We start from the raw sequence: 14,976 nt of genomic DNA, 5'->3' as shown, positions 1-14,976 counted from the left end.
AATAAAATAATTATCTTATAAATACATCAAAATTAATATTAAGAAAACAGCATTAAATCGAATGCAGAAAACAATAAAACATATCAAAAAACCAATATATAAAAGACTACTATTTAGTTATTTAATTGCAACATTGCCAGTAGCTGCAGTAATAATACTTATTGTAAATCTGATTGCAATTCCATCTGCAAAGGAGAAAAATACAAGAGAGCTTAGTAACACAACAAAAATCATTACCGGAATGATTTACAACTCTGCTACTGTTGCGATAAAAAATCATCTAAAGTCTATTGCTGATAAAAACAAAGAAATTATATCGCATTATTACAATTTATACAAAAGTGGCAGTATTTCTTTTTCAGAATTTAACAACAAAGTATATAATTATTTATTAACTCAGAAGATTGGAATATCTGGCTACCCATACGTGCTGAACTCAAAAGGTGTATTGCAAATGCACCCATACAAGGAACTGGTTGGCAAGAATGTATCTGAATATGAATTTGTCCGCAAGCAAATGGACGAAAAAGAAGGCTATTTAGAATATGAGTGGAAGAACCCCGGAGAAAAGACGGAAAGACCAAAAGCATTATATATGGTTTACTTTGAACCTTTGGATTGGATAATATCAATATCAAGTTACAGAGAAGAATTTAATGATTTATTGAATATTGATGATTTTCGTGAGATGGTGTTGTCGCTTAAAGTGATAAAAACCGGTTATGTGTATATTTTGGATTCGACCGGGAAAGCACTTATTCATCCATTTATGCCGAAATATTATGATATTTTTTCTGAAACTGACAAAGAAAACGGATTTGTAAAGTATATGATCAGTCACCCAAGTGGATTAGTTGAATACAGGTGGAAAAATCCGAACGAAGAGAAGCCCTACCTGAAGATTGCTTTTTTCGAGAGAGTGCCTATATTCAACTGGATTGTAGTGGCATCCGGATATTCAAAAGATGCTTATGAGAACATAGAGATAATGAGAATTTCTGCATATTTAACAGCAATATTAATTATTATTATTGGCTTTATTCTATCAAACATTTTTAGCAAAAGGTTATCGAATCCAATTGTTAGTGTAGTCAGTCAAATTCAAGATAATTTGGGCAAGGGAGTTGCAAAAGAAATCATTATCAATACAGAAGACGAAATTCGTTTCCTTGTAGATGAGATAAACAGATATTTGAAAGAAATTGAGCATCAAAAGAATGAGATAATAAGCCAAAAGAAGAAATACACTGATTTATTTGAGACAAGCCCGGTTGGAGTTTTGATATTAGAAAATTGTATCATTACTGAATGTAACCTTGCTTGTTCGAATATTTTTTATCTCGAAAAGGAGCAACTTATTAATAAAAATATCAGGAGTTTCTTCAATATCAAGGATAATAGCGGGGAAGGCTTATTTGAGGTTTTCACCAAGCATCTAAAAACCGCAGCAGAAAATAAAAAGGTTTCTTCGTTTGAGTGGGAATTTGTGTCGAGCGAAGGTAATGTAGTGATTGCATTTGTTCAGGCAAAATTGTTTAGTGAAGAGGGAAATCCGCAATTTGTATTATTCATCGTGGATATTACAAATGAAAAGAAATACCAAAAAGAACTTATTGAATTAAATGAAAACTTAGAGAAAAAAGTAGAAGAACGGACTGAAGAATTGAATAAGGCACTGAAATATTTAGAAGATGCCAACTATGAATTAAAATCACTGAACGAACAGATGGCGGAGGAATCGCAAAAGCTTGCTGAACTGAACGAAAAGCTTATTCGTTCCGAAGAAGAATTACTAAAATCAAATGCTGCAAAAGACAAGTTTATTTCTATTCTTGCACACGATTTGCGAAATCCAATAGCGGGTGTGAGATTGCTATTAGATACTATACATCAAATCCTGCAAAGCAAGGAAATTGATGAGGCGGGAACAGTGGAGATGTTGAAAAAGCAAGTTCAATTGGCACGTTCAGCAACAAATCAGACTTTCGAACTACTTGAAAATTTATTGAATTGGGCAAATTTACAAAGAAAAGGTTTCGACTATTCACCTGATCAGAATAATATTTTCTTTTTTGTGGATAAATGTATTAATATTGTAAAGCCAAATGCCGATAATAAAGGAATTAAGATTATCAACGAAGTAAATCCTGATGCAAAAGGATACTTCGATGAGTTTGTAATACAGACAATAATCAGGAACTTGCTGATGAATGCGATTAAGTTTTCGTATGAAGGCAGTCAGATAAAAGTATCGCTAAAAGATTGCGAAATGCAGGAAAGTTGTTACATTCTTTCGGTACAGGATCAAGGTGTTGGGATGCAAGAGGAAACAATAGCGAAAATAATGAGCAATGGGGTATCTTCGTCAACAGCCGGTACAAAAGGCGAGAAAGGAAGCGCATTAGGATTATTGCTGTGCAAAGAATATATTGAGAAAATGGGCGGCAGGCTGTTCATAGAAAGCAAGATGAACGAAGGGACAACTATAAGTTTCACTATTCCGAAAAATGTTACATATTAATAAAAGGTGTTGTAATGAGTGATGAAATACAAAATATTAACTTGCAATCGAATGAAGTATCTGAAGAATTAATTCAGGTGGTAAGTTTTCGAATTGCCAATGAAGAATTTGGAATCGATATTATCCGGGTTCAAGAAATCATTAGAATGGTAGATATTACGCGTGTTCCAAACACCCCGGATTATGTAATTGGTGTGATTAATTTAAGAGGTAAGGTTATTCCAATTATTGATATGCGACGTAGGTTGAATTTAGTAGAAGCCCCATATACAAAGGAAACAAGAATAGTTGTAATCGAAGAAGAAGGGAAAGTAGTTGGATTCATTGTCGATAGCGTAAGCGAAGTATTAAGAATCAGCAATAGCATTACTGAACCACCACCACCGATGGTGAGTGGGATTAGTTCAGATTTTATCAGTTCTATTGCTAAATTAGATGGTAGATTATTGATATTACTTGATTTAGAAAAAGTCTTAATGAATGAAGAAGTTGAAGAACAGGAAAGCAAAGAATAGCTATGATACAACTAATAAAACATCCGGTAGTTGAGCATAATTTAACAGTGTTGAGAAATAAAAACACGGGAAATGCAGATTTCAGGCATTCAGCAAATGTAATTGCTCATTTTTTAGCATTAGAGGCATTTTCTGACTTGCCATTAGTTGAAAAAAATGTTGAGACACCGCTCGAGAAATATCAAGGCAAAGAAATAATCAGTGATATAGTGTTGGTGCCGGTGCTTCGGGCTGGACTTGCGTTGCTGGAAGCATTTACTTTTATTATGCCTTCTGCAAAGATTTCATTTGTTGGACTATCACGAAACGAAAAAGATTTTTCAATAAACGAGTATTATTTTTCTGCACCAAATTTTGTTGAGCAAACAAGATTTATAATACTTGAAATGATGATAGCAACGGGCAGTTCAGTTGTTTCGGCAATAAACCGGTTGCAGTTGGAAGGAGCCGGCAATTTCACTGTGTGTAGTATAATTGCAGCCCCTGAAGGCGTGGAGAATATACTAACAAATTATCCGAATATAAAAATAATCACAGCTGCACTTGACAGAGAGCTAAACGATAAGAAGTATATTTTACCTGGTCTTGGAGATGCTGGCGATAGATGGTGCGGAGTGTAGCTGAACATAAATATTTCATTTTTTATAAGCCTTATCAGGTTCTTACACAATTTACCTCGAGCGACGGACGTGCAAGCCTGTCGCTTTTTAATTTTCCAAAAGATTGCTATCCGGTAGGTCGGTTAGATTACGATAGCGAAGGATTGCTGATAATCACGAATGATAAATCCCTAAACAGAAAGCTTCTGAACCCGAAGTTTAGGCATAGGAGAACATATTACGTTCAAGTTGAGGGCATACCATCAGGCACTGATTTAGAACAATTGTCGAATGGAGTTGAAATTAATATAGATGGGAAAATATATAGAACGTTGCCAGCGGTCGTTGAGGTTTTAGAAAAAGAACCGAATTTGCCGGAAAGAATTCCACCGATCAGGTTTAGGAAGAACATTCCAACAACGTGGCTTTCGATAACGCTTATGGAAGGGAAAAACCGTCAGGTAAGGAAGATGACTGCCAAAATTGGCTATCCAACATTGCGATTAGTGCGTTATTCGATTGAAAAATTAAACATTGATGGATTTAATTCTGGAGAGATAAGACGGATTAACAAAGATACAATAATAAAATTGCTTAATCTTTAATAAAATTTTAATAATATAAAAAAAAGAAGTAATTTAAATTTTGTATTGCTTAAATATATAAATACTAATGCTGAAAAAATTAATATTTCTAACTTTGCTAATAATTTGCTTTGAGAATAGCAGTATATTTGCCTTTTATACAGACACAACAGATGCGGCATTGCCGGGGAGTGCCCGAAGGGTGTATCTGCCTGAGCAAGACAGTGCTTTTAAGAAGGCATTGGATATGCAGTTGCCTTTTTCGTTGCGGGCAAGACTTGATTTGGAGCTATCGGAACCACTCTGGCGGTATTTGGTAAGCGAACACAGCAAAAATCCGTGGGTTTCAGCACTCAGGTCTTTGGAGCAAATGCCGGAAGAAGCTTATATTCCGAGCGAAGTCGAAAAGACTTTGCGTGAAATTAATATAATGAACTCAATGTATGTTCCGATGGTACGGACATATTCGCCATATGGAGCAAAAATTGATTTTGAAACAATCGGGAAGTTTTTGGGAATAGTAGAAGATGTATCACCAACGATAAAATACACATTAGCCATTACTGCCGATGTTGAAATTGTGATTTACTCAATACAAGCGATTGCGGTTGCAACTTTGTTCAAAGGTGTGCAATCACCCGGCAATTACACAATTTCTTGGAACGGACGAGATGAAAACGGCCGAATGATGCCACCCGGCGACTATATTGCCGAAGTTCGAATAGGACAGGAAAAGTATGTAAGAAAGAGAATAGTATTAAAGTAAATTGTGATTTTATAAAATTGCTTAGATAATTCACTTTTTGATATTTCATACAATACAAAAAAATATTTGTAATACATATTTATTTTTTAAACTGAATAGTTTCTAAATGTAGATAAAGCAATACTATTAAGAACGAAAAAATAATTAACTCCATTATTTTTTAATAGAACTTATAAATAATTGCTTGAAATATTAGCGTTCGGTATCAATTTAATATTATGATAAAATCAACAAAAGAGGCTGCTTTTTGGGGCAGCCTCTCTGATATATTGGTATGTAAATCGTATTACATGCCGGATGGTGATGCAGGTTCGTTAGGGTCGCCAGCTTTACGAACAGGAATTCCAACAAGAACGTAAGCGACGAAGATAATTACAAGCAAGCTAATAATAAATGAAGAGCCCGGGAAGATAGCAGGAGCAAATATATCAAACACAGCGAATCCTGCAAAAACAAGTCCCATCAGAGCTTCGCCAGCAATCAGTCCGGATGCGAGGAGAACTCCGACATTTTCAACTCGTGCTTTTTGATAGTCGTTATATCCACGTTTTTCATTAATCATTTCGACAATACCTTTAATCAAACCGCCGACGAAAATAGCGAAAGTTGTTTCGAGCGGCAGATACATACCAACAGCAACGAGCATAGGGCTACGAACTTGCATAAAGATAAAGGCAAATCCCATAAGCATACCGACGATAATCAGAGGCCAAGCCATTTGTCCGCCGACAATACCTTTCGAGAGAATTGCCATAAGGCTTGCCTGAGGAGCAGCAAGTGATTTACTACCGAAACCACCTTCGTAACCTTCCTTCAGACCTTTGGCAATATCACCATCATTAAGGAAGGAAAGCACCATAAACATAACAACACCCGAAAGGAGAACGCCGACAATATCGCCAAGCTGCATTTTCCAAGGAGTACCACCAAGAATATGTCCAGCTTTCAAATCTTGCAACATTTCTCCAGCAACTGCAGCAGAAACGCAAACTATTGCAGCAACACCAAGGACAGCTGCAACACCGCCGGTATCAGCTGTAACACCGAGAGCAACCAAGATAACAGCAGTAAGCACAAGAGCGGTAAGAGTGAGCCCGGAAATCGGGTTATTGCTCGACCCCATAATACCGACAAGGTATCCTGAAACGGCAGCAAAGAAGAAAGCTAAAATAATAAGCAAAGTGGCAGAAACAATTGCGACCAAAACAGACGTATTGAAAATAAAGAAAGTAATCGAAAAAGTAGCGATAGCAACAATAGCGATGCCAACCATAATCCAGTTGAACGGAATGTCTCTGTCTATTCTGTCAGTTGAAACTGAACCGCCAGTGGCTGCTTTCTTAACATCAGAAACTGAGCGAGCAATACCAGCAGAAAGGCTTTTTCTCATACGGAACAGAGTATAGCCAGCACCAACAAGCATTCCACCGATAGCGATTGGGCGAACTATGTATTTCCATACTTCAGTCATCTGGAACATTGGATTATTTACTCTTTCAGTGGCAACAGATAAATCCCAACCGCGAGTTTGAGTAAGAAGCACAGCCCATTGCTGCAAGTCCAGATAAGGAGCAATGAAGTAGTAAATAATTGGGGTAAGCAATCCCCAAGCCATAAGCCCACCACTAAAGTTCAAAGCAGCAAGTTTAGGACCGATAATATATCCCACGCCCATATAGGCAGGAGAAACACCGGGGCTACTGAGCAAAAGCCCACCCTGACCAGTAAAATTTGTTCCGGTAACAGTTTGTTTGCTGAATGAAACGAATTTTTCCCAAATAGTCGGGAACACTTTAAATTCGCCTAAAAGTTTAATTAATCCACCAAGTCCCATAGCGCCGAAGAGGAACTTACTGTTTCCGCCGGCATTTTGTCCAGATTTATGGATTTCTGCAGCGGCAACAGACTCAGGATAAGGCAATTCTTTGTCTTCGACCATTACACGGCGGAGCAGGGCAACGAACATAATACCCAGGATACCGCCGAAAACTAAAATAAGCGAAGCTGTAATATAATTTGAAGTAGTAAAAAACGGCTTCCAGATGCCAGCAATAAAGAATGCAGGGAGAGTAAAAATAGCACCAGCAGCGACAGACTCACCAATAGAACCAACCGTTCTGGCAAAGTTTTCTTCTAAAATCGAGCCACGCATTGCTTTCAGCAATGCCATTCCGATGACAGCAGCCGGATAAGTAGCAGCGATAGTCATACCTGCTTTTAGACCGAGATAAGCATTCGCCGCTCCAAGAATAACAGCCATAATCAAGCCAAGGATAAGTGCGCGGACTGTCATCTCTGCCATATTGCTATCGGAAGGAACAAAGGGTACAAATTTCTTTTCTTCTGCCATTTAAGTCTCCGATTTGTTAATAAAGTAAATACAATTTCCCATAAAATACAAAGATATAAAAGGAAAAATAAATTACAATACAAATATTTTGTTAAATAGAATAAAATTACAAAGAACCTTCCGAAGGTTTAAAACCTTCGGAAGGTTTGGGTGAAAATTCATCGGATGACTTGGAGTCATCGGATGAATATTAAAATGGGCTCCACCTCATAGGTGGAGTCCATTTGGAATGGGAAACTTCCGAAGGCGAGGAGACTGCGGAAGTTATTTTCTATTTTGAATAGAAATCCGAAATCTGTTGTAGATTGGCAAAAATTTCGTAAGTTTGATAGGGCAAGCAATGCTGCGGCAATCGCTGCGATACGTTGTAGATTGGCAAAATTTTCGTAAGTTTGATAGGAATTGCCAATTTTGTTATAGACCTCCTCTAGTTGTAGATTGGCAAAATTTTCGTAAGTTTGATAGGAAAAGTAGCAAATGGAACGCAGTTAGAGAAGTTGTAGATTGGCAAAATTTTCGTAAGTTTGATAGGTAACTAAATCTAAATTAGCACTGTTTTTCCGTTGTAGATTGGCAAAATTTTCGTAAGTTTGATAGGTATGTGCTCTTTTTTTACATCTGAATGGCAGTTGTAGATTGGCAAAATTTTCGTAAGTTTGATAGGCGGCAATCTGTCGGCGAAAACCGTGAAGACGTTGTAGATTGGCAAAATTTTCGTAAGTTTGATAGGACTTTTTAGAATTCTCTGGACCACTCAATGGTTGTAGATTGGCAAAATTTTCGTAAGTTTGATAGGAATTAAATAAAAAGTTTAGCGAATATTTTAAGTTGTAGATTGGCAAAATTTTCGTAAGTTTGATAGGTTTCGGCATTTTAGCAAACGACGTCGTTGCGTTGTAGATTGGCAAAATTTTCGTAAGTTTGATAGGTAAAGAAAGAGCAAAAGCTAAGTTGTTAGCGTTGTAGATTGGCAAAATTTTCGTAAGTTTGATAGGCGAACACAGCGAGGTATCCCAATATGGTCTGTTGTAGATTGGCAAAATTTTCGTAAGTTTGATAGGTTTGCTGAATACACAACAATTCCGTCATATGTTGTAGATTGGCAAAATTTTCGTAAGTTTGATAGGTACTCGCTCAACCGTGCCGAAGCTGGCACTGGTTGTAGATTGGCAAAATTTTCGTAAGTTTGATAGGACTCCAGACAAGTCGCCACACGTTTACATCGTTGTAGATTGGCAAAATTTTCGTAAGTTTGATAGGTAAAAATTTTTATCAATTGCTCATTTACTCGTTGTAGATTGGCAAAATTTTCGTAAGTTTGATAGGTGAATTATTCGACTTTAACGCACATCACCCGTTGTAGATTGGCAAAATTTTCGTAAGTTTGATAGGTGCTTATTGTTTTTTGGAATGCAATAAATAGTTGTAGATTGGCAAAATTTTCGTAAGTTTGATAGGTGTTTATTTATTTATTTGTTCGCCAGACGGGTTGTAGATTGGCAAAATTTTCGTAAGTTTGATAGGTCTTGTCAAATTCGGCTGCACCAACCTTTCGTTGTAGATTGGCAAAATTTTCGTAAGTTTGATAGGCCAGTTAATCTCCAAAGGTTTAAACCCAAAGTTGTAGATTGGCAAAATTTTCGTAAGTTTGATAGGATATTGCTGTCGAATACGAATATAATTTGTGTTGTAGATTGGCAAAATTTTCGTAAGTTTGATAGGAATTGAAGACATAGAATTATTTGAAGACATGTTGTAGATTGGCAAAATTTTCGTAAGTTTGATAGGATAGAGTTGCGACTATGAACAACGAATTCCGTTGTAGATTGGCAAAATTTTCGTAAGTTTGATAGGAAAAAGAGCTAGCAAATGCTAAAAACAACCGTTGTAGATTGGCAAAATTTTCGTAAGTTTGATAGGAGTAACAATATCAAAACCAAAGACGGCTTCGTTGTAGATTGGCAAAATTTTCGTAAGTTTGATAGGTTTAGGAACGTTTTTAGGTATGGAAGTCTAGTTGTAGATTGGCAAAATTTTCGTAAGTTTGATAGGATTTCCCTCCATCCCTATCCAGCCCTTTCCGTTGTAGATTGGCAAAATTTTCGTAAGTTTGATAGGCAAAAGCGTATTTCATCCGCAATTACGGATGTTGTAGATTGGCAAAATTTTCGTAAGTTTGATAGGCGAATAATCCAATTGCAGCTGGGGATGCCGGTTGTAGATTGGCAAAATTTTCGTAAGTTTGATAGGGCCGGAGACCTCGTTATAAAGTCCTACCATGTTGTAGATTGGCAAAATTTTCGTAAGTTTGATAGGTGACCGAGGCGACGGCACGACGACTGCGATGTTGTAGATTGGCAAAATTTTCGTAAGTTTGATAGGAAATACGCAAATGGAGACGAGCAATTGCAGTTGTAGATTGGCAAAATTTTCGTAAGTTTGATAGGAAGCGATGAAGTATTGTATCGATATGGTGCGTTGTAGATTGGCAAAATTTTCGTAAGTTTGATAGGATTTTATTGATGCAAAGATAGGCATATTATGTTGTAGATTGGCAAAATTTTCGTAAGTTTGATAGGGTTTGTTCCGCTGGTTGGAACAGGGAAGGGGTTGTAGATTGGCAAAATTTTCGTAAGTTTGATAGGTATGCACTTCTAAGTGCATACCTATCTGAAACTTACGATTTTTAAAACAGTATTAATTGTTCTGTTTCGCTTTTTATTTTGACATTTCCTAAATGCTTCTGAAAGTAATATTTCATATTATTATATTGTTTCTCGGTTATCGTTAAAACGCACACTTCACCAGTATCCTCCAAAATTCTTTCCACTTTTTTTATTTCACTTTCCATATCTTCGATCCCGTAGCAACTCTTAATGTAAACAGATAGTTGCATCATTCTATAGCCTAGTTTTTTTAAGTTTATCCTGAATCTGTTTGCTTTCTTCCTTTCTGTTTTTGTTAATGTTGGCAGATCAAATAGAACCATAATCATCATAACTCTATAACTACTTATTCTTTGAAATCTCATATTTATACGTCCATTATGGGAACCGAGATTTTTTTGTTCTTATTATTGATTATGTTGGCGAGCGAAGATGTTGTATATGTCAAAGCTATCATAAGTGGTCTTCTAACCTCGTTAATGATTGTATCGCAAGCCAAAATTTTTAATAATTCTTGCTTATTTCCCTTATGCAAAAACATATAATCATCTTTTTTTACTAGTTCCACAACTATTTGATCTACAAATGGTCTGTATGGTTCCATCACATCATCAGCTAATGGTAATGGATCATATTTATTGTGATGATGCAAACTAATTTGGGGCATTAGTCCGGAACCAATCAGTGCACGAGCTGTTGCTGCTCTCAAAATAGAATATCCATAATTTAATAAATTATTTGGCGGTTCGCCTTCCGAATCTCTTTTGAATTTTTTTATTTCAAATAATTCTTTCCAATAGAATCTTGAAGCTGTCGATTCGCAAGTTTCGATATTATCCAACGTTGCCTTCTCCAATAGCTTCATTAATTTTAAGTAATCTTTATTCATTTTTTTTAACAGATTGGCTTGGTTTTGAATTTTTGAAATAATTATTTGTTTCCAAATCATTCTCTTATGTTCTGTTTTAAGTTTTATTTGATTGTTTAATGTTTGTGTTTGTGTAGTATTATAATACAATGGAATTGTATATGATACAGGATTATGCGTTTTGTCGCATACGATTATCAGTATATTGTTCGTTGCAGCAATCTGAAAAAATTGTATTGATGCAGTTATTTGATAGTTTTCTAATATAATATAACCTAATTCATCTGGAACAAAAGTATTGGATTCCTGAGTTATCTTATTTGTTAGTTTGATTAACTCATTTTCTATTTGCAAATGGCTGGGGGTTTCTATAAATAATGTTTTTTTAAGCATAAAAAAAGCACATTATTCGATAATTAATCAAATAATGTGCCACTCTATTTATTTGTTTTACTATTTTAACACTTCAATTACATTTACTATTTCACCTAAATTATTTACAATAATTTTATAAAGATTTATATCTTTTAATTTTTTAAAACTATCTATCTCAATTTCTTGTTCTTTATATTTCAAGGTAGCAGCAAGTATATTTCTAAATGTATAGCGTGGTATTTCAAGATTACTAATAAATGAAACCTTTTGTACACGATATAAATATTTATTTATATGTTTTATTTCTTTAAATTTGGCTAAATCTAAATTATTAGGTAGCCCGAGAGCGAAAATTTCATTTCTTTCAATAGTAGCGATTAATTTGTCGTTATTATTAATATCTTTGTAAACAGGCTGTTTATTTTTGACTCTCTCAACAGCTTCCCACAAGGTTACTAATTTTTGATAAATCTTGCCATTAGGTTTTTGATATATTTCTGCGTGGTGATTATTAGATGGTTCCACCCACTTGTTGTAATCACCAATTTGTCTGATATTCTTCTTTTCTTCGAAAACTCTGACTTTTTTAATTGGTACCGGATTGCCGATTTTATTTGGAAGATATACAAGTGGCACAGACCTTTTGTTTTCATCCAATGTAAAAAAGACATTTTTATTTGAAGCTTTATTCTTAAAGTGTTTCAAGACAATTTCTCTAACATTATTGTCCATAATCTTGTTTATTTTATTTTCATTATCTAAATTACTCAAAGAGACCCTATGAACAAATACTTCTTTTTTTGTATCGGGGTTTGTTCTTAAACCATAAAATGTTTCATTATGAAGAGGACCACGTGGTGCAAAAGTTTTGATCTTAATTTTCTTTCCTTTCACAAGTATATATTTTGAAGCAATGGAAGCAACCGGATTGCGTCTCTTGTGCGAAACAATTAATTCAGAAATAATATTTTCTACATCGTTTTTGAAACTTTGCCAGGGATAAGGAAGTGTTTTAATTCCGGTCTCATATAGTTTTCTTGTTTTTAAGGTAGAAATGTCTTTGATAATCTTCGGGCTAATTAAGCATAATACCATTGCGTCTATTGCGTGATGTCTGTGATCAATCCTGTTTTTTATATCATAATCGAGCATATTTTCTTTCTCAATATTTATATGTTTGTTAAGTTCATTTAAAATGGAATTCAATCCCCAGTATCTTCTCACAATTCCGGTAACACTACCCGAGACAACCTGAACCTTGGCACCTATTTGTTTTAAATAGTCCACAGCAACTTTGGCAATATATCTTGTATCGTTAAGTTTATTACTTGCAAAATCTTCTTCATCAGGCACGGTTTCTGCAATAAATCTTTTATATTTTTCTTTTGGCAATATTTTTTCAGCACGTTGTTTGATAAATTTCCATTCCGTTGGATCTTTTTTTTGGAAATATTCGTAAGGAGTTTGATTACCTTTTATATGACGATTAAAATGTGCATCGCATAATACTTTGTTTCCAAGACTATCATTAAAACTTCTTGAGAATGGAATAATATGATCAACATCAAATTTACCGTCCTCGAAAAGATTATCTATAGTAATCTCTTTTCCTGTGTATGGACACATAGGTTTGTAATAACTTGATTTATCTCGTTCTGATACATTTAGCATTTCTGTATAGAGTCTGAATTTCTGGATCATCTCTCGGGTTGGATTAACAATTTTCAACACATTTGTTAAATATTCGTAAGCAGCGATATTTGCTTTTCTATTTTTAAACTGCTCATTTTTAAATTTCTTCAAATCTTCAGATGATTTCTTCAATTCTGTGGCTATTTCAACGACAATCTTGTCAATTTTATAGTCCCTATCAAGTAATTCATTGATGATTTTTCTGGTTTCATCAATAGCCCGGGTTACTTTCGGATTTCTTATGTTTAAATTGAATTTAGGCAACATATCTAAGATTTCGTGTTCACCATCAACCTGACTATGAATGTAAATCTTATTTAGAGCATCATCTGAAAGATTGAATTCTTTACTTAAAAAATCTTTCACCAAATCTGGTTTACTTGTTGATGTTTGTTGTGCGCAATAAATTTCTTGAACTTTGCTTATAATATAGCTTTTTTGCTCATTTGATAATTTTTCATATTCATTTCCGAAAGCTTTTTTAATGCCACCAAGAATAGTTGCGATATGATATTTGAACCCCATTTTTAAAAATGGCAATATATTTTTTATTGCTTTTAAACTTAAACTTCCGTAACCATCTGTATGATAATAGTTATCGATTAATTCTATTCTTTTTTGGTCATAAATAAAGCCTAACTGCGGATCTTCCGGAAAATGTTTATCTAATTTCATCTTTTCAACAAGGAAATCTGTATCATTAATAAAATTCAGAAGTTCCCAAAGATCTTCAATTTTACCATAAAAATCATTTGCAAAATGCTTCTCTATGTAAGATTGCGGAAACAAATTATGGACGAAATGTACAAATGAAATTGGTGGTAATTCCTGCTCAAGATTTTTACTATGCTGAGATATGATATTTAGTTTATGTTTTTTTTGTAAATACTCTATTGTAAAATTTTTAGAAGTTTTTTTTGTTGCTATAATGCCTTCAAGAATATTACCAATTTCTGATTTGTTTAGTTGACGTATTTCTCCATTATGATCTAGAATTTCAATATTGTTAATAAACTGATAAAAAGCAAATTCCTGATATTCGTATCTTGATTTTGGACATCTTGTTTTATTTTTTTCAAATATACATTTTCCAACAAGATTTTTTTGAGATTTTAATGGTCTTTGGTAAAAAATAATGCCTTTTTTAAAATCACAAATTGCCTTTTTATTGTCTTCGTTTAAAATTTCAGGGTAGAATTTAGATTGAAACTCCCAAATTTTTATTAATTCATCGTAATACATATATCTCGATGTATATCTTTGTCTGATTCTCTCTTTATACTCATAAGGCTGATATTCGAGAGGATATAGTTCGAAAAGAAATTGACCAAGTGTTTTGTTTTGTATTTTTTCTTCTAATTCTTTTATTTGCTGCTTAACTTCACCAATTTTCTCACGAGATGATTTTCGATTACTTAAAAAGCCTCGCCTTTGTGCGATATGAAATAATACTCTGCAAAGTTCTTGCTCTGTTAGCTTACGAGTTAAAGCTTCGTATCTTAATTGATATGGATTTAAATAAAAGATTGATTGAATAAATTCACTATAATTTTGAATATCTGAATTAATAAGACCAATTTTCTTAAGTTTTTTATATAACAAGAGTTTTTTGTATTTCTTACGAAATATTAATCTGCGTCTTTGGCGCTGCTCCCTTCTGTCCTGATTAGTGTTTCCCTGAGTGTTATCATTATCAGTATTGATGTCCTGAAATATCCTGACACCCGTTTTCAAGTACTTATTTTCCTCATCATCAAAAAGAGCCCAACCAATACTATTGGCACCTAAATCTAAAGAAAGAATAAACGACATTAGACACCTCTGTGAATTATTTTTGTATGATTAAATTATTTAACAGAAAATAATAAAATATTTTTGTTTTTTAAAAATATTTTTTATTTTTGTGTTGCCTTTCTACAACAAGGCTTTATGCCGTAGCTTTTGTAAGCTTAACCTTCCTGCGGGAAGGTTTTTTATTTCTTTATATTTAAATATTGTTTTTCATTATTTACCAAAAAATTCTATTTTTGAGATTATTTT

The 14,976-nt window shown here is 34.2% G+C and carries 9 protein-coding genes and 1 CRISPR repeat array; of the genes, 5 read left to right on the top strand and 4 right to left on the bottom strand.

Annotation, left to right across the window (positions count from 1 at the left end; translation table 11 throughout):
* Window positions 1-61 precede the first annotated feature (61 nt).
* From ACY2LT_RS08975 to ACY2LT_RS08955, 5 genes are all read left to right on the top strand, one after another.
* Window positions 62-2,521, top strand: coding sequence for a cache domain-containing protein (locus ACY2LT_RS08975; protein WP_491815249.1), 2,460 nt, complete (start codon window positions 62-64; stop codon window positions 2,519-2,521).
* 14 nt (window positions 2,522-2,535) lie between these two features.
* Complete coding sequence (locus ACY2LT_RS08970; protein WP_491815248.1) at window positions 2,536-3,036, top strand: chemotaxis protein CheW; 501 nt, start codon at window positions 2,536-2,538, stop codon at window positions 3,034-3,036.
* A 2-nt stretch (window positions 3,037-3,038) separates the two neighbouring features.
* The gene (gene upp, locus ACY2LT_RS08965; protein ID WP_491815246.1) at window positions 3,039-3,656 is read left to right on the top strand and encodes a uracil phosphoribosyltransferase; all 618 of its coding nucleotides are present in this window, start codon (window positions 3,039-3,041) and stop codon (window positions 3,654-3,656) included.
* Window positions 3,641-4,240 carry a pseudouridine synthase gene (locus tag ACY2LT_RS08960; protein WP_491815245.1) on the top strand — a complete coding sequence of 200 codons (600 nt, stop codon included), beginning with the start codon at window positions 3,641-3,643 and terminating at the stop codon, window positions 4,238-4,240. Before upp ends, ACY2LT_RS08960 begins: the two co-directional genes overlap by 16 nt.
* Before the next feature lie 67 nt (window positions 4,241-4,307).
* Complete coding sequence (locus tag ACY2LT_RS08955) at window positions 4,308-4,985, top strand: FlgD immunoglobulin-like domain containing protein (protein WP_491815244.1); 678 nt, start codon at window positions 4,308-4,310, stop codon at window positions 4,983-4,985.
* Window positions 4,986-5,271: 286 nt separating this feature from the next.
* Here the strand turns inward: ACY2LT_RS08955 and ACY2LT_RS08950 are convergent, their stop codons facing one another.
* The 4 genes from ACY2LT_RS08950 to cas9 form a co-directional block, all read right to left on the bottom strand.
* Window positions 5,272-7,335: an OPT family oligopeptide transporter gene (locus ACY2LT_RS08950; protein WP_491815243.1), complete on the bottom strand. Its 2,064-nt coding sequence runs from the start codon at window positions 7,333-7,335 to the stop codon at window positions 5,272-5,274.
* 297 nt (window positions 7,336-7,632) lie between these two features.
* Window positions 7,633-9,980: direct repeats of the CRISPR family, unit length 36 nt; unit sequence GTTGTAGATTGGCAAAATTTTCGTAAGTTTGATAGG.
* Window positions 9,981-10,021: 41 nt separating this feature from the next.
* On the bottom strand, window positions 10,022-10,366 hold the full coding sequence (cas2, locus tag ACY2LT_RS08945) for a CRISPR-associated endonuclease Cas2 (protein ID WP_491815241.1): 345 nt from the start codon (window positions 10,364-10,366) through the stop codon (window positions 10,022-10,024).
* A gap of 2 nt (window positions 10,367-10,368) precedes the next feature.
* Window positions 10,369-11,262, bottom strand: a complete 894-nt coding sequence (gene cas1 / locus ACY2LT_RS08940) for a type II CRISPR-associated endonuclease Cas1 (protein ID WP_491815240.1) — start codon at window positions 11,260-11,262, stop codon at window positions 10,369-10,371.
* Between the two features lie 60 nt (window positions 11,263-11,322).
* Window positions 11,323-14,748, bottom strand: a complete 3,426-nt coding sequence (cas9, locus tag ACY2LT_RS08935; RefSeq protein WP_491815239.1) for a type II CRISPR RNA-guided endonuclease Cas9 — start codon at window positions 14,746-14,748, stop codon at window positions 11,323-11,325.
* Between the last annotated feature and the right edge of the window lie 228 nt (window positions 14,749-14,976).

Source organism: Eximiradius proteiniborus (genome assembly GCF_058546985.1).
The sequence above is the reverse complement of the archived record's forward strand: the minus strand, read 5'-3'. Positions and strand labels throughout refer to the sequence as shown.

What these genes read in the sequence shown, in the direction of transcription:
- ACY2LT_RS08950 (WP_491815243.1), bottom strand. Translation starts at nt 7,335, where the DNA reads ATGGCAGAAGAAAAGAAATTTGTACCCTTTGTTCCTTCCGATAGCAAT.
- cas9 (WP_491815239.1), bottom strand. Translation starts at nt 14,748, where the DNA reads ATGTCGTTTATTCTTTCTTTAGATTTAGGTGCCAATAGTATTGGTTGG.
- cas2 (WP_491815241.1), bottom strand. Translation starts at nt 10,366, where the DNA reads ATGAGATTTCAAAGAATAAGTAGTTATAGAGTTATGATGATTATGGTT.
- upp (WP_491815246.1), top strand. Translation starts at nt 3,039, where the DNA reads ATGATACAACTAATAAAACATCCGGTAGTTGAGCATAATTTAACAGTG.
- ACY2LT_RS08970 (WP_491815248.1), top strand. Translation starts at nt 2,536, where the DNA reads ATGAGTGATGAAATACAAAATATTAACTTGCAATCGAATGAAGTATCT.
- ACY2LT_RS08975 (WP_491815249.1), top strand. Translation starts at nt 62, where the DNA reads ATGCAGAAAACAATAAAACATATCAAAAAACCAATATATAAAAGACTA.
- ACY2LT_RS08960 (WP_491815245.1), top strand. Translation starts at nt 3,641, where the DNA reads ATGGTGCGGAGTGTAGCTGAACATAAATATTTCATTTTTTATAAGCCT.
- cas1 (WP_491815240.1), bottom strand. Translation starts at nt 11,262, where the DNA reads ATGCTTAAAAAAACATTATTTATAGAAACCCCCAGCCATTTGCAAATA.
- ACY2LT_RS08955 (WP_491815244.1), top strand. Translation starts at nt 4,308, where the DNA reads ATGCTGAAAAAATTAATATTTCTAACTTTGCTAATAATTTGCTTTGAG.